Here is a 22,878-nt window from a genome sequence, read left to right as displayed (position 1 = left end):
TCGCACTACGAGCGGCCCCCGAGGCCACTCAATACTGTCCGGGCCCGCTCCTCGGCTCGGTCGGCGACCGCCACGTCGGGGACGATGCCACGGCCGTCCACGGTGTGGCCGGAAGGGGTGCGGTAGTGGCCGACGGTCAGCTCGGCGACCGAGCCGCCGGGCAGCCGGCTGGGCAACTGGACCGCGCCCTTGCCGAAGGTCCGGGAGCCGACCGTCACCGCCCGACCGCGGTCCTTGAGGGCTCCGGCGAGCAACTCGGCCGCGCTCATGGTGCCGCCGTCCACCAGCGCCACCAGTGGCCTGCGGGTGTCGCCGCCGGGCTGCGCGTACAGCGCCCGGTCCTCGCCGTGCACGTCGTACGTGGCGACGAGGCCGCCGTCCAGGAAGGCGGAGGCGGCCGTGACGGCCTCGGTGACCAGGCCGCCGCTGTTGCCCCGCAGGTCCAGCAGGACGCCGGCGCCCCCGGGAGCGGCGCGCACCGCGTCCCGCACCCGCCGGCCGGTGCCCTTGGTGAACGCCGCGACCCTGATCGTCAGCGCCCCGTCGGCCAGCCGCCGCACGGTGACGTCCTCGGTGGCGAGGCTGGCCCGGCGCAGCGTCTCGCTCCACGCGCGCGTGCCGCGCTGCACCCCGACGGCGACCGGCGAGCCGGGCGGGGCGCCCTCGCCGCGCAGCAGAGCGACGACCTCGGCGGCGGAGCGGCCGTCCACGGGGCGGCCGTCGACCGCGCGGATCCGGTCCCCGGCCCGCAGGCCCGCCCGGTCCGCCGGCCCGCCGCGCTGGACGCGGGCCACCTCGATCCGGCCGTCGGCGGCGCGGCGGGCGGACAGCCCCACGCCCGTGTAGCGCCCGTCGAGGGCCTGCTCGAACTCCTCGAACTCGCGCGGGTCGTAGACGACGCCCCAGCGGTCGCCGCTGCGGCTGACGACCTCCTTGGCCGCCTTGGCGCCGGACTTGCCGTCCGCCATGGCCTCGGCCGCCGCGCGGGCCAGCTCCCGCTGGTCGACCTGGTCCCGCCCGGCCCCGGCGCCCGCGACGGCCCGTGCGACGGGCCGCTCCGGCGGGTTCTCCTCGTGGGGAAGGCAGTTGGTGACCGCGGCGGCGACCAGGACGGAGGCGAAGACGAAGGTCAGGGCCGCCCCGCGGCTGCGAGCGCCGCGGGGCCGGGTACAGAACTCGGGGCCCAGCATGGCGCCCACTCTAGGACAAGGAAAAGGCGCCGTACGGTTGTTGGCCGCACGGCGCCACGGGCGATCGTCACACCTTCAGGTACTTGCGCAATGCGATGGCAGCCGCAAGGGAGGGCATCAGCAGGCCGATGACCACGACGAGCGGGAGCACCGTTATCACCGCGTCCCAGCCGATGAAGTTGACCAGCGGCATGCTCTGCGCCAGGTTCAGCCCAGCGTCGATCATGAAGTACCGGCCGACCAGCAGCATGGCGCAGGCCACGACGCCGCCCAGCAGGCCCGCCACGGCCGCCTCCATGATGAACGGCATCTGGATGTAGAAGCTCGACGCGCCGACCAGCCGCATGATGCCGGTCTCCCGGCGCCGGCTGAACGCCGAGACGCGCACCGTGTTGACGATCAGCATCAGGGCGATGACCAGCATCAGCGCCATGACGCACAGGGCGGCGACGTTCATCCCCCGCATCATCTGGAACAGGTTCTCCAGCGTCTGCCGCTGGTCCTGCACGGAGTGCACACCGGCCCGCCCGGCGAACGCGGTCGCCACGACCTTGTACTTCTCCGGGTCCTTCAGCTTGACCCGGTACGACTCCTGCATCTGGTCCGGCGTGATGATGCTGGCGATGGCGGTGTCGCCGTACTGCTCCTTGTAGTGCTTGTACGCCTCGTCCGCCGTCTCGTGGTGGACCTTCTCCACGATGTTGTCCAGCTTCTTGAGGTCGGCCTCGATCTCCTTCTTCTGCTGGGCCGTCACCGCGCCCTTGTTGCACGTGCCGCCGGCCGCGGCGTCGTTCTTGTTGCAGAGGTAGATCGTGACGTTGACCTTGTCGTACCAGAAGTCCTTCATCACGCTGACCTGCTCGCGCATGAGCAGCGCACCGCCGAAGAGGGCGAGTGACAGAGCCACGGAGACGATGACGGCGAAGGTCATCGTGAGATTGCGACGGAGGCCGACACCGATCTCCGACAGTACGAACTGGGCGCGCATCGCGTGCGTTCAGCCTTTCCTTGCTGCGGGGTGCTGCGGGTGCTGCTGCTCAGTGCTGGTAGCCGTAGACGCCGCGCGCCTGGTCGCGTACGAGACGGCCCTTCTCCAGCTCGATGACCCGCTTGCGCATCTGGTCGACGATGTTCTGGTCGTGCGTCGCCATGATGACGGTGGTGCCGGTGCGGTTGATCCGGTCCAGCAGCTTCATGATGCCGACGGAGGTCTGCGGGTCGAGGTTGCCGGTCGGCTCGTCGGCGATCAGCAGCATCGGCCGGTTGACGAACGCACGGGCGATGGCGACCCGCTGCTGCTCACCACCGGACAGCTGGCCGGGCATCCGGTCCTCCTTGCCGCCGAGACCGACGAGGTCGAGGACCTGGGGGACGGCCTTGCGGATCTCGCCGCGCGGCTTGCCGATGACCTCCTGCGCGAACGCCACGTTCTGCGCGACGGTCTTGTTGGGCAGCAGGCGGAAGTCCTGGAAGACGGTGCCGAGCTGGCGGCGCATGTGCGGCACCTTCCAGTTGGACAGCCTGGCGAGGTCCTTGCCCAGAACGTGCACCGTGCCGTGGCTGGCGCGCTCCTCGCGCAGGACCAGCCGCAGGAAGGTGGACTTTCCGGAGCCGGAGGAACCGACCAGGAAGACGAACTCGCCCTTCTCGATCTCGAGGGAGACGTCCCTCAGCGCGGGGCGGTTCTGCTTCGGGTAGGTCTTGGAGACGTTGTCGAATCGGATCACGGGTGCACCACGGTCGGCAGGGAGTAGGTGTGCGTGACCATACGCGAATGGGCATGCCGCGCGCAGTCGCCGTCCTGCCTTGCGCCTTTTGTCCGCGTGGGGTAGGAGCCCGGGACGAGGGGAATCCGACGGGGCGCGCCTAAACTCTCCGAAGCTGGCACAGTGGTAGGGGGAACGGATGCGTTTCCCTGAGCGTTGTGCGGAGAGAACTGTGTGCACAGTCCGCGTCAGTGCACGGTCCGCGTCTGCGGCTCCGCCGCGCGGGAGGAGGAGAGCGCATGACCTATGACCGATTGGTGTGCGCCAACTGCGCGGCGCCCGTCAGCGAGGGCCGGTGCCACGTCTGCCGGGCGAATCGGGAGCGACTCCAGCAGGACGGCCCCTTCGGTGGGCTGAACCCCATGGCCCTGCTGACGCTCCTGCTGATCATGGTCGCGGCGGTGGCCCTGCTGGCGCACCAGACCGCGTAGGGCTTCGCGTACGTCCGTCGTACGCATCTTGTACGCGTGGAAGGGCCCGGGCGGGCCGGTCATCGGCCGCCCGGGCCCTTCCGTCGCTCTACGGTGTTACGCGACCGTACGGCCGCCCACGAGGCGCGGCAGCATGCGGAAGCCGATGCCGCCCGCGATCATCGTCGCGGCGCCGATGAGCAGGAACGAGGTCTCGGCGGCGCCGGTCTCGGCGAGCTCCTCCTTGGCCTGACCCTGCTCGACCGGCTTGGAGCCGGCGGAGTCGGTGTCGGTGTTGTCGGCGCACTCGGCACCGTCGAGGTCGACGGTGCAGGTGCCGGCGTCGCCGCCGGTCACGGAGCCGGAGGTGCCGGAGCCGCCCGTGGCGGAGGTGCCGCCCTGGTTGCCGCCGTTGCCGCCGGAGGTGCCGGAGCCGCCCGTGGCGGAGGTGCCGCCCTGGTTGCCGCCATTGCCGCCGTTGCCGCCGGAGGTGCTGGTGCCGCCCTGGTCGCCGGTACCACCCTGGTCGCCCGTGCCACCCTGGTCGCCCGTGCCACCCTGGTCGCCCGTGCCACCCTGGTCGCCGGTACCGCCCTGGTCGCCCGTGCCACCCTGGTCGCCGGTACCGCCCTGGTCGCCGGTACCGCCCTGGTCGCCGGTACCGCCCTGGTCGCCCGTGCCACCCTGGTCGCCCGTGCCACCCTGGTCGCCCGTGCCACCCTGGTCGCCCGTGCCACCCTGGTCGCCCGTGCCACCCTGGTCACCGGTACCACCCTGGTCGCCCGTGCCACCCTGGTCACCGGTACCACCCTGGTCGCCCGTGCCACCCTGGTCGCCCGTGCCACCCTGGTCACCGACGCCGCCGGGGTCGCCGGTGCCTCCGGTGTCGTCACCGATACCGAGGCCGGCGTCCAGACCGTTCTCGTTCGCCTCGGCGCGGACGCCGATGCCGGCGACCTCGACGTCTATGCCGACCGCCGAGGCGGCGCCCGCCGCGGTCAGGGACGCTCCGGCTGCGATCACCGCACCGGCTGCGATCCGCGCCACGCGGACCCGCGTCTTCTTGGTCATCTGCCTGCTACCCCCAGTAGCTCATTCGTCGATGGAGCAGCGCTCGGGGCAGCGGACGCTGGGGGTCTTGCTCTCGCGCCCCCGGATCACACGCGCCCCAGTCATGCGCATGCCGCGCGTCAGCTTTCCCAGTTTTCGTATAAGCGTCAAGGCGGTTGCGCGCGCGATGCCCGAAATAATCACAGTTGCCTGGGGTGCAACGATGCAACTGTGACGTAAAAGGCGAACACCGGCCTGTCAAAGGCCAGTTTCCTTGTCGACAAAGCGAGGACAGGGCCAACAGAGCGCTTGCGGCAGCGAATTGCGCCCGCATACGCGAACGGCGCCGGACCGCCCATGCAAGGGCTGTCCGGCGCCAAGAGTTCCGCTGAACCCGGGGTGTCGTCCCGGGGACTACTTCTCCTGCTGCTTCCGCCAGCGGATGCCCGCCTCCAGGAAGCCGTCGATCTCGCCGTCCAGGACGGCCTGCGGGTTGCCGACCTCGAACTCCGTACGGAGGTCCTTGACCATCTGGTAGGGGTGCAGGACGTACGAACGCATCTGGTTGCCCCAGGAGTTGCCGCCGTCGCCCTTGAGGGCGTCCATCTTGGCCTGCTCCTCCTGGCGGCGCCGCTCCAGCAGCTTCGCCTGGAGGACGTTCATCGCGCTGGCCTTGTTCTGGATCTGCGAGCGCTCGTTCTGGCAGGAGACCACGATGCCGGTCGGAATGTGCGTGATGCGCACGGCCGAGTCGGTGGTGTTGACGCCCTGGCCGCCGGGGCCGGAGGCGCGGTAGACGTCGATGCGCAGCTCGGACTCGTCGATCTCGACATGGTCGGACGACTCGACGACCGGCAGCACCTCGACGCCGGCGAAGGACGTCTGGCGGCGGCCCTGGTTGTCGAAGGGGGAGATGCGGACCAGACGGTGCGTGCCCTGCTCGACCGAGAGCGTGCCGTAGGCGTACGGCGCCTTGACGACGAAGGTGGTCGACTTGATGCCGGCCTCTTCCGCGTACGACGTCTCGTAGATCTCCGTGGAGTACCCGTGCCGCTCGGCCCAGCGCAGGTACATGCGCTGGAGGCGCTCGGCGAAGTCGGAGGCGTCGACGCCGCCGGCCTCCGCGCGGATGTTGACCAGCGCCTCGCGCTCGTCGTACTCACCGGACAGGAGGGTGCGGACCTCCATCTCGTCCAGCGCCTTGCGGACGGAGACCAGCTCCGTCTCGGCCTCGGCGAGGGTGTCCGCGTCGTCCATCTCCTCGGCGAGCTCGAAGAGGACGGCGAGGTCGTCGATGCGACTGCGCAGCGCCTCGGTCTTGCGCACCTCGGCCTGGAGGTGCGAGAGCTTGCTCGTGATCTTCTGCGCCGCCTCCGGGTCGTCCCAGAGGGACGGGGCCGCGGCCTGCTCCTCGAGCACGGCGATGTCTGCCCTCAGCCTGTCGAGGTCCAGGACGGCCTCGATCGACCCCATGGTCGAGGAGAGGGACTTCAGCTCTTCGGATACATCGACGACTGCCACGACACCAGCGTAACGGCTGCGTGCGACAGCCAGGCCCTCCCGGGAGCCACTAGGGCTGTGACGGGGCCGACTGCTGGGAGTCCTGGGGCGGGGCGCCCGGGTCGTCCTCGCCGGTCGCCAGGTAGCCGCCGACCCCGGCGGCGGTGAGGAGGGCGAGCGCGGCGATCCCGAGGGTGATGCGGCGTTTGCGCACCGCTTCCGACTTGTGCCGGGCGGAGCCGGGCCGCCGCCCGCCGGCGGGGCGGGGGGCGCGGGCGGTGCCGCGGGGGCCGCCGGAGAGCTCGTCGGGGGCCGGGACGCGCATCGAGGTGTGGGTGTCCCGGTTGGAGTCGGTGGAGGAGCCCGGCACCAGCGGCACGGCCGTCCGGCGCGGGGCGTTCGGGAGCGTCGGGTACGGGTCGTCCTCGTACGCCTCGGCGGCGGGCTCGGCGTCCGGCTCGTCCACGTCGAGCGGTGGCATGCCCGCGACGAGCGGCAGCAGGTCGTGCAGGCGGGCGGCGAGCTCGGAGGCGCGCAGCCGGGAGGCGGGTGCCTTGGCGAGGCACTGGACGATCAGCTGCCACAGCTCGTCCGGGATGCCGGGGAGCGGGACGACCGTCTCGGTGACGTGGCGGCGCAGCACGGCGCCGGGGTGGCCGCCGCCGAACGGCGTGAAGCCGGCGAGCAGCTCGTACAGCACCGTCGCCAGGGCGTAGATGTCGACGGCCGCTCGCGGCGGGAGTCCCTCGACGATCTCCGGGGCCACGTAGTCGGGTGTGCCGATGACACGGGTGGACTTGGTGCGGCCGGGGGTGTCGATCAGCTTGGCGACGCCGAAGTCGGTGAGGAGGGCGGGGTGGGCGCCGCCCGGCCCGAGCGGGCCCTCCATGTCGAGCAGGATGTTCTCCGGCTTGACGTCGCGGTGGACGACCCCGGCGGCGTGCGCGGCGGCCAGGGCGTCGGCGACGTCGGCGACGATCGAGACGGCCGCGGCGGGGGCGAGCCGGCGCTCGCGGTCCAGCCGGGTGCGCAGGTCCGTGCCGCGGACCAGGTCCATGACGAGGGCGAGGTCGTCGCCGTCGACGACCAGGTCGCGGACGGCCACCACGCGCGCGTGGTCCAGCCCGAGCAGGGCGGTGCGCTCCTGGACGAAGCGTCCGACCAGTTCCTGGTCGGAGGCCAGGTCCTCGCGCAACAGCTTGATGGCGACGGGGCCCTCCGGGCCCTCGCCGAGCCACACCGTTCCGGCACTGCCCCGTCCCAGGATCTGGTGGGCGGTGTACCGGCTGCCGATCTTCCGTGCCAAGACTGCTCCCTCAGCGGCTGGCGTTCCCGACAAAGTTACGCGGGCCCGGGCGCCGGTATTCACCACCGAGGAGAAATCACTCCTCGGAAGTCGACAAAACGACAGGATTACTGTCCTGCGGGCGTGTTGCCGGTGGAGCCGGAGCTGTTGCCGAGGTCGGAGATCCAGTCGGACACCGTCGACACCCCGTCGCTGATGGCCTGCCAGTAGCTCTTGCCCTCGGCGACCCAGTCCTGGAGCGGGGTCAGCTCCCAGATGAGCCAGCCCGCCACGACGAACAGCACGATCGTGAACAGGCAGCCCTTGAGGCAGCCCAGGCCCGGGATGCGCATCGGGTTGGCGCTGCGCCGCCTGGGCTCACGCGGCGGGCGCGGGGCCGGCTGCTGGGGCTGCTGCGGCTGGTGGTGCTGCGGCGCGTACTGCTGCTGCGGAGGCGGCGGCGCGTACTGCTGCTGCGGGGGCGGCGGCGCGTACTGCCGGCGCTGCGGCGGGTTCGGTCGGCGGCGCTGGTGCTGCGGCGGGTACGGCTGCTGCTGCGGCGGCTGCTGCTGGTGCGGGGGCGGCTGCGGCGGCTGCTGGGGCGCCTGGCGCTGCGGGCGGCGGCGCAGCGGGTCCTGGCTCGGGTCCAGGTACTGCACCTGGGTCTGCTCGTTGCGGTCGCGGGCGGCGCGCAGCTGGCTCTGCCAGGGATGCGGCTCCTCCGGCTGCGGCTGCCCGTCGGGGCGCGGCGGGACGGGCGGCATGACCGCGGTCGGGTCGGCGGCGCCGTGGCCGCCGCCCTGACCGCCGGCGCCGCTGGTGGGCAGCACGCTGGTGGGGGCGGCCGGGTCGTACTGGCCGGCGTTGCCGGGGAGGACCTGGGTGGGGTCCGCCGCCCCGGGGGTCTCCGGGACCGGTGCCGGCGCCGGGTCGGGGGCGAGCAGCGCGCCCACGCCCTCGGCCGCCTCGATCTGGGCGGGTGTGGCGTGCACGCCGATGCCGGAGGCGACGGTACGCAGCCCCCTGGCCAGGTTCTCGGCGCTAGGGCGGCGCTCCGGGTCCTTGCCGAGGCAGCGCTCGATGACGGTCCACAGGGGCCCCGGGACCGTGGAGGGGCGGCGGGGCTCCTCGCTGAGGTGGCGGTGCAGCACCTCCAGCGCGGTGCCGCCGGCGAACGGCGGGCGGCCGGTGACCAGCTCGTAGAGCAGGATGCCGGCGCCGTAGATGTCCACGGCGGAGGTCTGCGGGCGGCCTTCGGCCGACTCGGGCGCCACGTACGCGGGCGTGCCGACGAATTCGTGCGTACGGGTGAGGCCGGGGCTGTCCGCGAGGCGCGCGATGCCGAAGTCGGTGAGCATCGGGTGCATCTGGCCGTCGCGCTCGGCGAGCAGCACGTTGGCCGGCTTCAGGTCGCGGTGGACCACGCCGTCGGCGTGGCTGGCGGCGAGCGCGTCGGCGATCTGCGCCGTGAGCAGTGCGGCGGCGACCGGGCTGAGCGGGCCGTTCTCCCGGATGTAACGGTGCAGGTCGGGGCCGTCGACCAGGTCCATGACCAGGGCGAGGAGGTCGCCCTCGACGACGAGGTCGCGGGTGCGCACGATGTTGGGGTGGGTGAGGCGGAGCAGGACGGAGCGTTCCCTGAGGAAGCGCATCACCACGTCCGCGTCGTTCGCGAGCTCCTCCTTGAGGACCTTGATCGCGACGGTCTCGCCGGGCTGACCGGCCACGGCCGCCTCGGCGCCCGCGGTCTCACGCTGGCGGGCTCGCCAGACGGTGCCCGTGGCGCCGCGCCCGAGCGGCTCCTCGAGCAGGTACTTGCTGCCTACCGGCCGCACGTCATGCGCTCCCTGCGATCGTGGTCCTTGCCTGTCCGGGCACCCTCTCGGGTCCGCCCGGTGTCGCCCCACTGTAGTGCCGGAGGGTGGCACACCGGCGGGTCGTCCTCCGCTCCCGTTCGACCCTGCAAGACGCGTGCGAAGGGGGCTCGGTTGCCAGGGTGACACGACTCGCGGCGGCGCACATGATCGCAAGGCGTACCCAAGCAGGCGTTTCGCCGACCACCTCCGATCGATCAAGATCATTTTTTGGTGGGCCGGGGACGAGTTGTCAGTCCCAGGTGGGAGGATGCCCCCAGCACGGCGCATCGCGGGGTCGGGAGCCCCGTGGTCCGTGCCGACCTGACCGGACGACGCGTCCGCGGCGGGTGGGGGGAGATCGAGACGGGCCATTCCCTCCCCTGCCGGGCGCGCCGCGCAGAAGGGACCGCTGACGGCGATGCAGATCCGGCTGACCGTCCTCGCGGCGCCGACCGGCGGCCAGGCCGCGGGGCGCGCCTGTGACGTGCTTGTCACCGCCCCGGCCGGGACCGCGCTGGCCGCCGTCGCCTCCGGGCTGGCGGCCGCCGTGTCGGGCGCCGACCCCTCGGGTGCCGTCGTGCTCCACGCGGGTGGTGAGCGGCTGGACCCGCAGCGCCGCGTGCTGGGCGAGCCACCGCTGGTGGACGGAGCGGTGCTCTCGCTCCAGGTGCCCGGCGAGGACCACGCCCCGCTGGACGGCGCGGCGGCGCGGCTGCACGTGGTGGCCGGTCCGGACGCCGGAGGGGTCCACCTGCTGCACCCGGGCCAGATCCGCATCGGTCGCTCCGCCGACGCCGACGTGCCCCTCGACGACCCGGACGTGTCCCGCCTGCACTGCGCGGTGACCGTCACGGACGGCGGGCGGGTCACGGTCGCGGACCTGGGCTCCACGAACGGCACCACCCTGGACGGCGCCGAGGTCGGCACCCGCCCGGTCCGCCTGACGCCGGGGGCCCTGCTGCGGCTGGGCGAGTCGTCGCTGCGGCTGACGACGGACGCGCACCCGGCCGACGGCGCCCCGCTGGCCACCGCGCCCGACGGCGACGGACACCTCCGGGTGTCCCGCGCGGGCGCGGCGCCCGGCCGGACGGAGGACGGCCCGGCGGGCGCCGCCGGTGACCCGCGCGTGCCGCGGCAGACGGCCCGGCCCGCCCCGGACGTGGCCGGCCGGGCGGGGCACGGCGGCGGGACCGGTGCGTACGGTGCCGCACCCGTGGCCGACCCCTCGGCGGTGGCCGGCTCACGGCAGGCCACCCCGGCGCGCGGCACCCCCGTGGGCGCCACCCTGAGCGTCACCGGCGACGCCCCGGCGGAGGACGCCCCCGCGAACGCCGCCACGCCCGGAACCGGCACCCCCGGCGCCGGCACCCCCGCTCGCAAGCGGGGCATAGGGGCCTGGGCGCGACGGCTCGCGGGCGGACGGCCCGACGGGCCCGCCGAGCCGCCGGAGGGGCCCGGACCCACGGCCCTCGGGGGCGGCGCCGTCCACGAGACCTGGCCCGACCCCGCCACCGTGCTGCTCACCGCGCTCGGCCCGGGGCCGCGCCTGTGGGAGCGGGGCCCCGCTCACCCGGAGGCGCTGGCCGTGCGGCTCGGCACCACCGAGCGGGCCGACCTGCCGGCCGTACCGGTCACCGTGGGCCTGCGCGAGGCAGGGTCGCTCGGGCTCGCCGGGCCCCGCGCCCGGCTCCTCGGTCTGACCCGCTCCGTCGTGGCCCAGCTCGCCGCACTGCACGCGCCCACCGACCTGGAGATCGTGCTGATCAGCAGCGCGGGCCGCACGCACGAGTGGAGCTGGCTCGGCTGGCTCCCGCACGTGCGCCCGGCCCACGGTCAGGACTGCCGGCTGCTGCTCGCGTACGACCGGGAGCAGGCGGCCGCCCGGACCGCCGAGCTCACCCGGCGGCTGGACGACGGGCCGCTCGGGCCCGGCTGGGCCGGCGCCGACCGCAGGGCCGTCGCGGAGGCCGCCGAGCGGCACGGCGCGACGGACGGGACGTACACGGTGGTCGTCGTGGACGGCGATCCCGGTTCGGCCGCGCTGCGCGAGACGACCGCCCGGCTCGCCGGTGCGGGCGCGGCGGCCGGCATCCATCTGGTGTGCCTGGCCGAGACGCCGGCCGCCTCGCCGCTGTCCCCGGTCACCGAGACGTACGAGACGGCGTGCGCCGCGTCGCTCGCGTTCCGCGAGTGCGGAGCCGCCGCGCTGCTGTCGGGCGACGTGGCGACCGCGCTGCGCCTGATGCGTACGGCGGACGGCCGGCCCGCCGGTCACGGCACGGTCGGCACCGTCGACGCGGTGTCCACCGCCTGGGCCGAGCGGTTCGCCCGGGCGCTCGCCCCGCTGCGGGCGGAGCGCGACGAGCACGCCGGGAGCCCCTGGGCCGGCGGCACCGCCCCGCAGGGCCGCGCCGCCGTACCCCTGCCGCCGTCCTCCCGGCTCCTGGACGAGCTGGGGCTGGCCCGCGCGACCCCCGCGTCGCTGATGGCCCGATGGGCGTCGGCCCCGGACGGCACCGCCGTGCTGGGCACCGGCCCGCGCGGGCCCCTGTCGGTGGACCTCACCACGGAGGGCCCCCATCTGCTGATCGAAGGCCCGGCGGGCAGCGGGCGCACGGAACTGCTGCGTTCCGTCGCCGCGTCCCTGGCGGCCGCGTCCCGCCCGGACCGGCTCGGCCTGCTCCTCGTCGACGGCGCGGGCGGCGAACGCGGCGAGGGCCTCGCGCCCTGCACCGAGCTGCCGCACGCCACCGAGCACCTGGTGGCCTCCGACCCGGTCCGGATGCGGGAGTTCGCCCAGGCGCTCGGGACGGAGCTGAAGCGCCGGGCGGAGCTGCTCGGCCGCCAGGAGTTCGCCGAGTGGCACACCCAGCGGGAGGTCGCGGACCGCATGGTCGGCCCCCGGCGCCCCCTGGACCAGGACCCCCGCCGCCCCCTGGACCCGGCCCAGGGCCGCCCCGGGGAGCCGGACGGCGCCGACGCGCCGTCCACCGGCACCCTGCGGCTGCGCCCCGCCGCCCGTACCGCACCGGACGAGGTGCCGCCCCCGCTGCCGCGCCTGGTCGTCCTGGTCGACGACTACGACGCGCTGGTCGCGCCCGCGCTCGGCAGCCCCGGGCGCCCCGCGGCCGGGTCGGTGGTGCGGGCACTGGAGGCCGTGGCCCGCGACGGCCACCGGCTGGGCGTGCACCTGATGGTGACGTCCGCCCGGCCGGACCGCACGGCCGACACGGAGCTGGCCCGCCGGGCACGGCTGCGGGTGGTGCTGGACGCCCCGCCCGCCTCCCCCGGGCCGGACGTCCCGGCCCCGGGGCGCGGCCGGCTGGGGCACCCCGACGGCCGCGTGACGCCGTTCCAGGCCGGCCGGGTCACCGGGCGCATCCCCCGGACGGCCACGCAGCGGCCCACCGTGGTGCCGCTGGAGTGGGAGCGCATGGGCGATCCGCCCACCCGGCGCCCGGTGCGCGAGCTGGGCAACGGCCCGACGGACCTGGCGCTGCTGGCCAGCGCGCTGGATCGGGCGGCCCGCTCGGTCGGCGCGACGCCGTTGCCGCCGCTCGTGCCGGCCCCGCAGACGTGACGGACGGACGTCACGGCCGGCCGGGCTCGCCCGCCCCCGGACGGCCGTCGTGCGCGCCACCGGGCGAGCCCGCCGCGGACTCCTGGCGGCCTGACGCCACGTCACGACCCGATCACGAAACCCGACTTGACACGGAAGGCGGTATTGCGGCCCCCCTGCACCGGGCGTAGACCTGACGGACGGGACGGGTACGCGCACGGAAGAGACGGGGCAGTGATGCGCACAACTCTTCGAACACGCAGGGCACTGAGGGCACTGAGGGCACGCAGCACAGGCGCGGCGGGCGGAACCGGCGCGGCGGGCGAGGCGGGCACGGCCCGTACGGCGGCCACGGCTCGCGCGTCACGCGAGGCACGCACGGCACGCCGGGCCTCCGTGGCGATGGCGGCCCTCTGCGCCCTCGTCCTCGCCGGCTGCGGTGACGGCGACGGCGGCGGGGGCGGCCCCGAGCCGGACAAGGACACGAAGACCGGCGCGGCGAGCGTCCGGCTGCCGAAGCTGGACGGCCAGAAGGTACAGGTCGTGGCGGTGTGGACGGGCCCGGAGCAGCAGGCGTTCACGAAGGTGCTCGACGAGTTCGAGAAGCGCACCGGCGCGGAGGTCGTCTACGTGCCGACGCAGGACGCGATGCTGAACTACATCGGTACGAAGATCGCGGGCGGTGCCCCGCCGGATGTGGCCATGCTCCAGCAGGTGGGCGCGCTCAAGCAGGCCGTGCAGCGCAAGTGGGCCAAGCCGGCCGGCCCGGAGGCCAAGGCGCAGCTGGCCAAGAACTACTCCCGGGGCTGGCAGGACCTCGGGGCGGTGGACGGCACCCAGTACGGCGTGTACTTCAAGGCCGCGAACAAGTCGCTGATCTGGTACAACACCGCGGTCTTCGAGAACGCGGGGGTGGCGGAGCCGAAGACGTGGAAGGAACTGCTGTCCACCGCGGAGACGGTCTCCGCGTCCGGTGTGACGCCCTTCTCGGTGGGCGGCGCGGACGGCTGGACCCTCACGGACTGGTTCGAGAACGTCTACCTCTCGCAGGCGGGTCCGGAGAAGTACGACCGGCTGGCCGCTCACGAGATCCCGTGGACCGACCCGTCCGTCAAGCAGGCCCTCACCACCCTCGCCGAGGTGTTCGGCAAGCCGAACCTGATCGCGGGCGGTGCGGCGGGCGCGCTGCAGACGGAGTTCCCGGCGTCCGTGACGCAGACGTTCACCGGCGGGGGCGCGCCGAAGGCCGGGATGGTCTTCGAGGGCGACTTCGTCTCGATCAACATCGCGCAGACCGAGGCGAAGATCGGTACGGACGCGAAGGCGTTCCCGTTCCCGGCGGTGGGCGCCGAGGCGCCGGTGGTGACCGGTGGGGACGTGGCGGTCGCGCTGACCGACAAGCCCGCCACCCAGGCGCTGCTGACGTTCCTCGCCTCGCCGGACGCCGCGCGGATCTGGGCGGGCGAGGGCGGTTTCATCTCGCCCAACAAGGCGATGGACGTGGCGGCGTACCCGAACGACGTCCAGCGCGACATCGGCAGGGCGCTCATCGCGGCGGGTGACGACTTCCGCTTCGACATGTCGGACCAGATGCCGCAGTCCTTCGGCGGCACGCCCGGCAAGGGCGAGTGGAAGGCGCTCCAGGACTTCCTGAAGAACCCGAAGGACGTCGCGGGTACGCAGGCGAGGCTGGAGGCCGACGCGGTCAAGGCCTACAAGGGCAAGAGCTGACGCCGTGACGGCGCCGGCAACGGGGGGCGCGGCGGCCGTGCGGCCGGCGCCCCCGGGTTCGCGCAAGAGCGTCACCGGCACCCGCGTGCTCGTCGCGGCCGGCTTCCTGCTGCCCGCGCTGGTGCTGCTGGGCGCGCTCGTGGTCTACCCCATCGGGTACTCGGTCTACCGGTCCTTCTTCGACCAGGCGGGCAGCGGCTTCGCCGGCCTGGACAACTACGTCGAGATCTTCACCGACGACACCATCCTCACGGCCGTCAGGAACAACGCCGTCTGGGTGGTGGTCGCGCCGACCGTGGCCACCGCCCTCGGGCTGATCTTCGCGGCCCTCACCGAACGGGTGCGGTGGGGTACGGCGTTCAAATTGATCGTCTTCATGCCGATGGCGATCTCGATGCTGGCCGCCGGGATCATCTTCCGGCTGGTGTACGAGCAGGACCCGGACCGCGGGGTCGCCAACGCCGTCTGGGTGGGTGTGCACGACACGTTCACCGAGTCGGCGGGCTACCCGAGGGCCCGGCCGCTTCCCGTCCACCCGCTGGAGGCGGCGGGCGGCGGGGCGTTCATCACCAAGGAGCCGGTACGGGCGGGCACGCCCGCCCTGCTGCCCCTGATCGGTGTGGCGCCCCCGGACATGCCGGAGGACGCCGCGCCCGCGAAGGCCCCGCGGCCGTCCGGCGAGGGGATCGCGGGGACCGCCTGGCTGGACTTCACCCGGGGCGGCGGCGGCACGCCCAACTCCGTCGACGCCGAGGAGCTGGGGCTGAAGGGCCTGAAGGTGGAGGCGGTCAAGGACGGCCGGGTCGTCGCCACGGCGTCGGCGGCCGCCGACGGCACCTTCACCCTGCCCGAGGTGGCGGACGGGGCCCTCCTGCGGCTGCCGGAGAGCAACTTCCGGGAGCAGTACAACGGGGTGGACTGGCTCGGCCCGTCGCTGGTCACCCCGGCGATCATCGGCAGTTACGTGTGGATGTGGGCGGGCTTCGCGATGGTGCTGATCGCCGCCGGGCTGGCGGGCCTGCCGCGCGAGCTGCTGGAGGCGGCGCGGGTGGACGGCGCCAACGAGTGGCAGGTCTTCCGCCGGGTGACGGTCCCGCTGCTGGCGCCGGTCCTCGCGGTCGTCCTGGTCACCCTGATGATCAACGTACTGAAGATCTTCGACCTGGTGTTCATCATCGCGCCCGGTTCGGTCCAGGACGACGCGAACGTGCTCGCGCTCCAGCTCTACCGCTCCTCGTTCGGCACGGACGCGCACCTGGGCGTGGGCAGCGCCATCTCCGTACTGCTCCTGCTGCTGGTGATCCCGGTGATGTTCTTCAACATCCGCCGCATACGGAAGGAGGCCCGGCGATGAGCGGCAGCAACCGGCGGAGCCCCGCCGCACGGGTCGCCGCGCAAGTCGCCTCCCGGGCCGGTGGCGGGGCGATGCGCGTCTTCCTCGTCCTCGTCGCGCTGTTCTGGCTGATGCCGACGGTGGGGCTGCTGCTGTCCTCGCTGCGCGATCCCGCCGACATGAACGCCAGCGGCTGGTGGAAGGTGTTCACGGCCCCGGCCCAGCTGACCACCACCAACTACGCCCGCATCCTCGAGAACGACACCATCACCGGGTCCTTGATGTCCACGGTCCTGATCACCGTGCCCGCGACCGTCCTGGTCGTCGTGATCGGGTCGCTGGCCGGGTACGCGTTCGCATGGCTGGAGTTCCCCGGCCGGGACTGGTGGTTCCTGGTGGTCGTCGGGCTGCTGGTGGTGCCGGTGCAGGTGGCGCTCGTCCCGGTCTCGGAGCTGTTCGGGGCGGTAGGGGTCTTCGAGACGACGCTCGGGGTCGTCCTGTTCCACGTGGCGTTCGGCCTGCCGTTCGCGATCTTCCTGTTGCGGAACTTCTTCGCGGAGATCCCGCGCGAGCTGCTGGAGGCCGCCCGGCTGGACGGGGCGGGCGAGATCCGGCTGTTCACCCGGGTGGTCATGCCGCTCGGCGGGCCGGCCATCGCCTCGCTGGGCATCTTCCAGTTCCTGTGGGTGTGGAACGACATGCTGGTGGCGCTGATCTTCGCGGACTCCGAGTCACCGCCGATCACGGTCGCGCTCCAGCAGCAGGTGCGGCAGTTCGGCAACAACGTGGACATCCTGGCGCCCGGCGCGTTCGTGTCGATGGTGATACCGCTCGCCGTGTTCTTCGCCTTCCAGCGGCAGTTCGTCTCCGGTGTGATGGCGGGCGCGGTCAAGTGACGTACGGCCGGGGCGCGTCCGGCCGAGGTGCGGGTGAGCCACCGGGTCCCCCGTATGCCACGGCGGGCGTAACCCGGTCGGTTCATCCGACGTTCCCGGGCCATGCCCCGGTTCAGCGTCATCGTCCCCGCGTACAAGGTCCAGGCGTATCTGCACGAGTGCCTGGAGTCGGTGCTCACCCAGTCCTTCGAGGACCTGGAACTGATCGCCGTGGACGACTGCTCGCCCGACGGCTGCGGGGCGGTGATCGACGACTTCGCCGCCCGCGACCGCCGGGTCGTCGCCGTCCACCTGCCCGAGAACGCCGGTCTGGGGCCGGCCCGCAACGCCGGGCTCGCCCGCGCGACCGGCGACTACGTCCTCTTCCTGGACGGTGACGACACCTTCGTACCGGGTGCCCTCCAGGCCGTCGCGGACCGCCTCAAGGAGACCGGCTCGCCCGAGCTCCTGGTGTACGACTACGCGCGCGTGTACTGGTCGGGCGAGGAGGTGCGCCACGAGTTCCGCAGCCACCTCAGCGAGGCCGGTCCTGCCCCGTTCCCGCTGACCGAGCGGCCGGGGCTGCTGAAGGTCCTGATGGTGGTGTGGAACAAGGCGTACAAGCGGGAGTTCCTGGAGCGCGAGGGGTTCGTCTTCGCACCCGGCTTCTACGAGGACACCCCGTGGACGTACCCGGCGCTGATGGCCGCCGGGTCGATCGCCACGCTGGACCGGGTCTGCGTCCACTACCGCCAGCGCCGCACCGGCTCCATCCTGCGCACCACCAGCCCCCGCCACTTCGACCTGTTCGAGCAGTACGAGCGGGTCTTCGCGTTCATCGACGCCCGTCCCGAGCTGGCGCGCTGGCGGCCGGTGCTGTTCCGGCGCATGGCCGACCACTTCACCTCCGTGTTCTCCGCCCCCGGCCGCCTCCCGCACGGCAGCCGCGCCGACTTCTTCCGCCGCGCCCGCCGCCACTACCGCCGCTTCCGGACCATGGGCGCCACACCGAAGTTCACCACCCGGCTGCGGCACGCCCTGGTCCGGCTCGGCTGCCACCGCACGTACCGCGCGATCATGGCCGCCCGCGTGTTCCTGAAGCGGGCCGGTCGGTACTCCTCGTGGACCGCCCGGGCGGTGCGCGGCGCACTGCTCCAGCTGCACTACCGGATCCAGCTGTGCCTGCCGGTGCGGGAGGACCGGGCGGTGTTCGCCGCCTACTGGAACCGCGGCTACGCCTGCGGCCCGGCCGCGATCGAGGAGCGGGTGCGGGAGCTGGCCCCGCACGTGCGGACCGCCTGGATCTGCGCGCCCGAGCACGCCCACACGGTGCCGCCCGCGACGCGCCGGCTGCGCCCCGGGTCGGCGGCGTACTGGACGGCGCTGGCCCGCTCCAAGTACCTGGTCAACAACGTCAACTTCGACCGGCGGCTGGTCAAGCGGCGCGGCCAGCTGCTGATCCAGACGCAGCACGGCACGCCGCTGAAGCACATGGGCCTGGACCTCCAGTACCGCCCGGCGGCCGGGCGGGGCATGGACTTCGCGCAACTGCTGCGCAACATCGACAAGTGGGACGCCCTGGTGTCCGCCAACCGGCACTCCAGCCTGGTCTGGGAGCGGGTCTATCCGGCCGCCTACCGCACCCTGGAGTTCGGCTCGCCGCGCAACGACGTCTTCCAGCGCGCGACCGCCTCCGACGTCGCCCTGCTGCGCCAGTCGCTGGGCGTCCCCGAGGGCCACACGGCGATCCTGTACGCCCCCACGTACCGCGACTACGCGCACCCCCAGCCGCGCCTGCTCGACCTGGAGCGGCTGCTCCTGGCGCTCGGGCCGCGCTTCGTGGTCCTGGCCCGCCCGCACCCCACGCACGGCTCGCCGATCGCCGCGCACGGCAGCAACCCCCGGATCATCGACGTGTCGGGGCACGGTTCGGTGCAGGAGCTGTGCCTGGCGTCGGACGTGCTGCTGACGGACTACTCGTCGCTGATGTTCGACTACGCGGGCCTCGACCGGCCGATCGTCGTGCACACCGAGGACTGGGCGGCGTACGACGCGACCCGCGGCACCTACTTCGACCTGCGGGACTTCCCGCCGGGCGCGGTCGCCCGCACCGAGGACGAGCTGATCGACATCTTCGTCACGGGCCACTGGCGCGGGTTCCGCTCCACGCAGCTGCGGGCCGCGTTCCGGGCGCGCTTCTGCCCGTACGACGACGGGTACGCGGCCGAGCGGGTGGTGCGGCACCTGTTCCTGGGCGAGGACCCGGCGGCCCTGCCGCCCGTGGTCCCGCCGGAGGACCGCTGCCCGGCCCCGTCGCTGGGCGGGGCCGGGGCGGCGCTGTTCCCGGCGCCGCGCTAGGGAGTGTCCTGCCGGATCGTGCCGGGGCTCACGACGCTAGCGGGTGCCCGCCAGGGCCTTGGCGGCGCGTCGCACCGGGCCCTTGCGCACCACCGGGCCCAGCAGCCGGCCCACCACTCCCCCGGGCCGCCAGCACAGCTGGAGCCGCCCCGCCTCCCGGCCCTCCGGCTCGACCAGGACGCGGTGGCGACCGGCCCCGGCGACCTCGAACGGCGTGAAGTCCAGCGGTGCGAGCAGCACCCCGGGGGTGCCGGCACCCCACCCCGCCCCCCGGCCCGCGCGCCCGCCCGCTCCCCCGACCGGACGCCCGTCGGTAACCTCCAGCACCGGGTGCCGCACGCCCCGGAAGCCGTGCGGCGGCAGCGTCGCGTCGGCCGGACGGAGCCGTACGGTGCCCTCGAAGACACCCCGCCCCGCCGGGTCCAGCCGCAGCGGCACGGTCAGCCGGCGCCCGGCGGGCGAGACGTGCAGGCGGGCCGGCAGCGGGGCGAGCGGGAGGCGCAGCGCCGGGTCGTAGGTGCGCACGGCCAGCTCCACGGTGTCGTCCTCGCCGCGCCCCACCCGGGTGATCTCGTGCCGGAACCGGGCGAAGGCGAACGGGCACCCGGCCAGGTCCAGCTCCGTCAGGTCCAGGTCGGCCCGCCCGGCCTCCGTGCGGGGCGGCACGCCGCCCCAGTACGTGCGCCCCCGGGCGTCCGTGACCGTCCGGCGCGGGCCGACGCCCTTGCCCAGGCCCCGGGCGGCGAGCCGCGCCTCCTCGTACCGCCCCTCGCGCAGCAGCCCCACCACGACCCGCTCGTCGCGCCGCATCCGCGTGAAGGCGGCGGTGGACAGGCCCTCCAGGTACGGCAGGACCTCGGCCGCGAACTCCGCGACCCAGGCCGGTTCCCGGTAGGGCAGGTCACCGGCGTACAGCCGCAGGTCGTGGGAGAGGAACTTGTGGTCCTTCTCCTGGCGCACCGCGTCCGGCACCTCCTGCTCGGCCAGGAAGTCGTCGATCAGCCGCGCGACGGTGATCCGGTCGCGGACGTTGGAGATCAGGTGGCGCCGGTTGGAGATGGTCGCGGTGTCCGCCGTCGCGTGGGGCGCGATGTACCAGCGGTAGACCGGCTCGGTGAGGACGGTGAAGGCGCGGGCGAGGGTGTAGGCACGGGCGGTGAACAGCTGGTCCTCGTAGTGGAGTCCCTCGGGGAACCGCAGGGCGTGCCGGTCCAGGAACTCCTTGCGGTACATCTTGTTGGTGGACAGCGGCTCGAACAGCAGCCGCGGCTCGTCCCGCAGGCCCCGTACGGTGCGCCGCCGGGTGAACAGGTGCGCCATCCAGGGGGAGACGTCGCCGGTGTCGGTGCGCACCCGCTCGACCGCTCCCATGGCGAAGTCGAGGTCCGCCTCGGCGTGGGCGGCGAGCAGCAGTTCGCAGGCGCGCGGCGGGAGTTCGTCGTCGCTGTCCAGGAACATGAGGAACGGGGCGCGGGCGGTCTCCAGGGCTCGGTTGCGAGGTGCGCCGCAGCCGCCGCTGTTGCGCTCCAGCCGCAGCACGCGGATCCGGTCGTCCTGGGCGGCGAGTTCGGCGGCGACCCGGGGGGTGGCGTCGGTGGAGTGGTCGTCGCTGATGACGATCTCGATGTCGCGGTGGGTCTGGGCACGTACGGAGGCGACGGCGCGCGGCAGCCGTTCGGCGTCGTCGTGGACGATGACGATGACCGTCACGTCGGGCTGGGCGGTCATGGGCGGGTGGCCTCCTGCGGCGTGGGGGCGGGGGTGCGCCGCTCCAGCGGCAGGACGGGCGGCAGGCTCTCCTCGCCCTCGCCGAGGAAGACCCGGCGGACGACCCGTTCGGCGGCGCGCCCGTCGTCGTACTCGCAGAACCGCAACCGGAAGTCGTGGCGCTGTTTGGCGGCCGCCTCGTCGCACCAGGTGCCGTCGCGCAGGATCTCGGTGAGTTCGTCCTGGTGGCGGGTGATGTGGCCGGGTGGTTCGGCGGTGATGTCGAAGTAGACGCCGCGGGTGGCGGTGTACGTCTCCCAGTCGTCGGTGTGCAGGACGATGGGCCGGTCGAGGTTGGCGTAGTCGAACATGATCGACGAGTAGTCGGTGATGAGCGCGTCGGCCGCGAGGGCGAGTTCCTCGACCGGGTCGTAGCCGGTGACGTCCAGGACGCGGTCGTGACGGGGGCCGGGCAGCCGCTCGTGGAAGTAGTGGCCGCGCACCAGCAGGACGGTGTCGTCGCCGAGGGCGTCCGCGAGCCGGGGCAGGTCCAGGCGGGGCGTCCAGCGGGTGCGGGGCTGGTGGTCGCGGTGGGTGGGGGCGTACAGCAGGGCGCGGCGGCCGGGTTCGATGCCGAGTCTGGCGCGGGCGGCCCGGACGTCGGCGGCGGTGGCGCGGTAGTGGATGTCGTTGCGCGGATAGCCGTAGTCGAGGGATCGGTAGCCGGCGGGGTAGGCGCGCTGCCAGGTCTCGGTGGAGTGGCTGTTGGCGGACAGGCTGTAGTCCCAGCGGTCGACGCGCTCCAGCAGGGCTTCGAGGTTGAGCCCCTGGGTGGCGGCCGGGTGGTCGCGCTGGTCGACGCCCATCCGCTTGAGGGGGGTGCCGTGGTGCGTCTGGAGGTGGACGGTGCCGGGGCGCTTGACGACCCCTTGGGGGAAGTTGACGTTGTTGACCAGGTACTTGGCGCGGGCGAGGACGTCCCAGTAGCGGGGGGTGCCGGTCACGACGTGGTCGGTGCCGGGCGGCAGCAGGGGGACGCGGTCGGGTTCGACGATCCACACCTGGTGGATGTCCGGGGCGAGTTCGGCCAGTTCGGCGGCGATGGCGGCGGGGTTGCAGTGGACGCCGCGCCCCCAGTACGCGGAGAAGACGGCGAGGTCCTGGTCGATGCTCCGGCGCAGCCTGCCCCGGTAGCGGCGGCGGGTGCGGAGGGCCGTGACCTGCTCGGCGCCGGCGGCGGTGGCGGCCTGGACGGCGCGGCGCCTGTCGTTGGCGATGCGCAGCAGGCGGTAGCCGAGGTGGGCGCCCCGGCCGAGGAGGAGGTGGCGTACGCCGTCGAGGCCGCCGGGCCGGTGGTGGCCCTCGGGGCGGAAGCGGGCGGTGTGGCGGGCGGCGCGCCGGAAGTACTCGGTGAGCAGGGCGGCCGGCAGTTCGTCGCGCCGGGCGAGGGTGGCCAGGTAGTCGCCGACCATCCGGTCGTAGAGCCGGGTGCGCAGCGCGGGGGGCGCGGCGGCGGCGTGGGCCAGCTGGTGGAGGCGTTCGTACTGGCCGAAGGCGGCGAAGTGCTGTTCGGGGCCGGCGGCGCGGCGCTGGCTGGGGCGGTCCTTGTGGCGGACGACGCCGACGGTGGTGCAGGCGGTGATCCGCCGGGCGAGGAGGAGGACGGCGTACGAGAGGTAGAGCTCGTCGTGTCCTTCGGTGCCGATGAGCTCGGGGTGCTCGGCCAGGAGCCGGGCGCTGACGAGGCGGTTGCCGAGGAGGGGCGCCAGGTCGAGGAGGGCGGGCCGGTCGGCGAGGGTGGTGGGGCCGTCGGCGCCGGTCTCGGCGAGGAGGAGGGTGGAGTCGCTGGGCACGGCGTCGTTCCACCAGTGGGCGTGGTGGTGGTCCAGGAGAACGACGTCCGGCGCGTCCCGGAGGGCGTCGAGCCGGGCGGTGAGGGCGGTGGCCGCGCCGTCGGGCAGCCGGTCGGTGGCCGGGTGCAGGAAGTGCAGGTACGTCCCGGTGGCGGTGCGGGCGGCGGCGGCCCGGGCGGTGGCGGGCGGTGCGTCCGGGGCGACGGGCACCACGGTGACGCGGGGGTCGCGCAGTTCGTGGCCGGCGACGAGGGCCCGGGCGGGCCGGTCGGTGCCGGGGACGGTGACGACGATGTCCAGGTCGGGCGGGGTCTGCGCGGTGACGCTGTCCAGGCAGGTGCGGAGCCGGCTGAGGGGGGCCTGGCCGGACACGATGACGCTGAGTGCGGGCATGGGCGTTCGGTC

15 protein-coding genes are annotated in these 22,878 nt (G+C 73.8%); 6 read left to right on the top strand and 9 right to left on the bottom strand.

All coding sequences use genetic code 11. The features are described from left to right. Positions 1–5: 5 nt before the first annotated feature. The 3 genes from AC07DW_RS18775 to ftsE form a co-directional block, all read right to left on the bottom strand. Positions 6–1,190, bottom strand: coding sequence for a S41 family peptidase (locus tag AC07DW_RS18775; protein WP_478858764.1), 1,185 nt, complete (start codon positions 1,188–1,190; stop codon positions 6–8). Positions 1,191–1,257: 67 nt separating this feature from the next. Continuing rightward, positions 1,258–2,178, bottom strand: coding sequence for a permease-like cell division protein FtsX (gene ftsX, locus AC07DW_RS18770; RefSeq protein WP_189554848.1), 921 nt, complete (start codon positions 2,176–2,178; stop codon positions 1,258–1,260). A 49-nt stretch (positions 2,179–2,227) separates the two neighbouring features. Next, positions 2,228–2,917 carry a cell division ATP-binding protein FtsE gene (ftsE, locus tag AC07DW_RS18765; protein ID WP_478858763.1) on the bottom strand — a complete coding sequence of 230 codons (690 nt, stop codon included), beginning with the start codon at positions 2,915–2,917 and terminating at the stop codon, positions 2,228–2,230. A 278-nt stretch (positions 2,918–3,195) separates the two neighbouring features. On the opposite strand from ftsE, the gene AC07DW_RS18760 reads away from it, so the two are divergent. Beyond that, a complete protein-coding gene (locus AC07DW_RS18760) occupies positions 3,196–3,387 on the top strand; it encodes a hypothetical protein (RefSeq protein WP_478858762.1) in 192 nt (63 codons plus the stop codon). Between the two features lie 96 nt (positions 3,388–3,483). On the opposite strand, the gene AC07DW_RS18755 is transcribed toward AC07DW_RS18760, so the two are convergent. From AC07DW_RS18755 to AC07DW_RS18740, 4 genes are all read right to left on the bottom strand, one after another. Beyond that, the gene (locus tag AC07DW_RS18755) at positions 3,484–4,437 is read right to left on the bottom strand and encodes a hypothetical protein (protein WP_478858761.1); all 954 of its coding nucleotides are present in this window, start codon (positions 4,435–4,437) and stop codon (positions 3,484–3,486) included. A 393-nt stretch (positions 4,438–4,830) separates the two neighbouring features. After that, positions 4,831–5,937, bottom strand: a complete 1,107-nt coding sequence (gene prfB / locus AC07DW_RS18750) for a peptide chain release factor 2 (RefSeq protein ID WP_478858760.1) — start codon at positions 5,935–5,937, stop codon at positions 4,831–4,833. 49 nt (positions 5,938–5,986) lie between these two features. Beyond that, positions 5,987–7,222 (bottom strand): serine/threonine-protein kinase, encoded by a 1,236-nt coding sequence (locus tag AC07DW_RS18745; RefSeq protein ID WP_478858759.1) that lies wholly within the window; start codon positions 7,220–7,222, stop codon positions 5,987–5,989. 107 nt (positions 7,223–7,329) lie between these two features. Then, entirely contained in the window at positions 7,330–9,036 is a 1,707-nt protein-coding gene (locus AC07DW_RS18740; RefSeq protein ID WP_478858758.1) for a serine/threonine-protein kinase, read from the bottom strand. A gap of 439 nt (positions 9,037–9,475) precedes the next feature. Between AC07DW_RS18740 and AC07DW_RS18735 the strand changes: the two genes are divergently transcribed. The 5 genes from AC07DW_RS18735 (at position 9,476) to AC07DW_RS18715 (ending at position 18,913) form a co-directional block, all read left to right on the top strand. After that, the gene (locus AC07DW_RS18735; RefSeq protein ID WP_478858757.1) at positions 9,476–12,637 is read left to right on the top strand and encodes an FHA domain-containing protein; all 3,162 of its coding nucleotides are present in this window, start codon (positions 9,476–9,478) and stop codon (positions 12,635–12,637) included. 381 nt (positions 12,638–13,018) lie between these two features. Then, on the top strand, positions 13,019–14,347 hold the full coding sequence (locus AC07DW_RS18730) for an ABC transporter substrate-binding protein (protein WP_478858834.1): 1,329 nt from the start codon (positions 13,019–13,021) through the stop codon (positions 14,345–14,347). A 4-nt stretch (positions 14,348–14,351) separates the two neighbouring features. Beyond that, positions 14,352–15,701, top strand: coding sequence for a carbohydrate ABC transporter permease (locus AC07DW_RS18725; protein ID WP_478858756.1), 1,350 nt, complete (start codon positions 14,352–14,354; stop codon positions 15,699–15,701). After that, positions 15,698–16,576, top strand: a complete 879-nt coding sequence (locus tag AC07DW_RS18720) for a carbohydrate ABC transporter permease (protein ID WP_478858755.1) — start codon at positions 15,698–15,700, stop codon at positions 16,574–16,576. Before AC07DW_RS18725 ends, AC07DW_RS18720 begins: the two co-directional genes overlap by 4 nt. 102 nt (positions 16,577–16,678) lie before the next feature. Continuing rightward, a complete protein-coding gene (locus AC07DW_RS18715) occupies positions 16,679–18,913 on the top strand; it encodes a bifunctional glycosyltransferase/CDP-glycerol:glycerophosphate glycerophosphotransferase (protein WP_478858754.1) in 2,235 nt (744 codons plus the stop codon). A gap of 36 nt (positions 18,914–18,949) precedes the next feature. Here the strand turns inward: AC07DW_RS18715 and AC07DW_RS18710 are convergent, their stop codons facing one another. Together AC07DW_RS18710 and AC07DW_RS18705 are read right to left on the bottom strand one after the other, a co-directional pair. Continuing rightward, the gene (locus tag AC07DW_RS18710) at positions 18,950–20,641 is read right to left on the bottom strand and encodes a glycosyltransferase family 2 protein (RefSeq protein ID WP_478858753.1); all 1,692 of its coding nucleotides are present in this window, start codon (positions 20,639–20,641) and stop codon (positions 18,950–18,952) included. Continuing rightward, positions 20,638–22,866: a CDP-glycerol glycerophosphotransferase family protein gene (locus AC07DW_RS18705; protein WP_478858752.1), complete on the bottom strand. Its 2,229-nt coding sequence runs from the start codon at positions 22,864–22,866 to the stop codon at positions 20,638–20,640. The genes AC07DW_RS18710 and AC07DW_RS18705 overlap by 4 nt, the downstream gene beginning before the upstream one ends. Between the last annotated feature and the right edge of the window lie 12 nt (positions 22,867–22,878).

The organism is Streptomyces sp. NPDC045701 (genome assembly GCF_056432045.1).
Note: the sequence above shows the minus strand (reverse complement) of the source record. Positions and strands in the feature narration are given on the sequence as shown.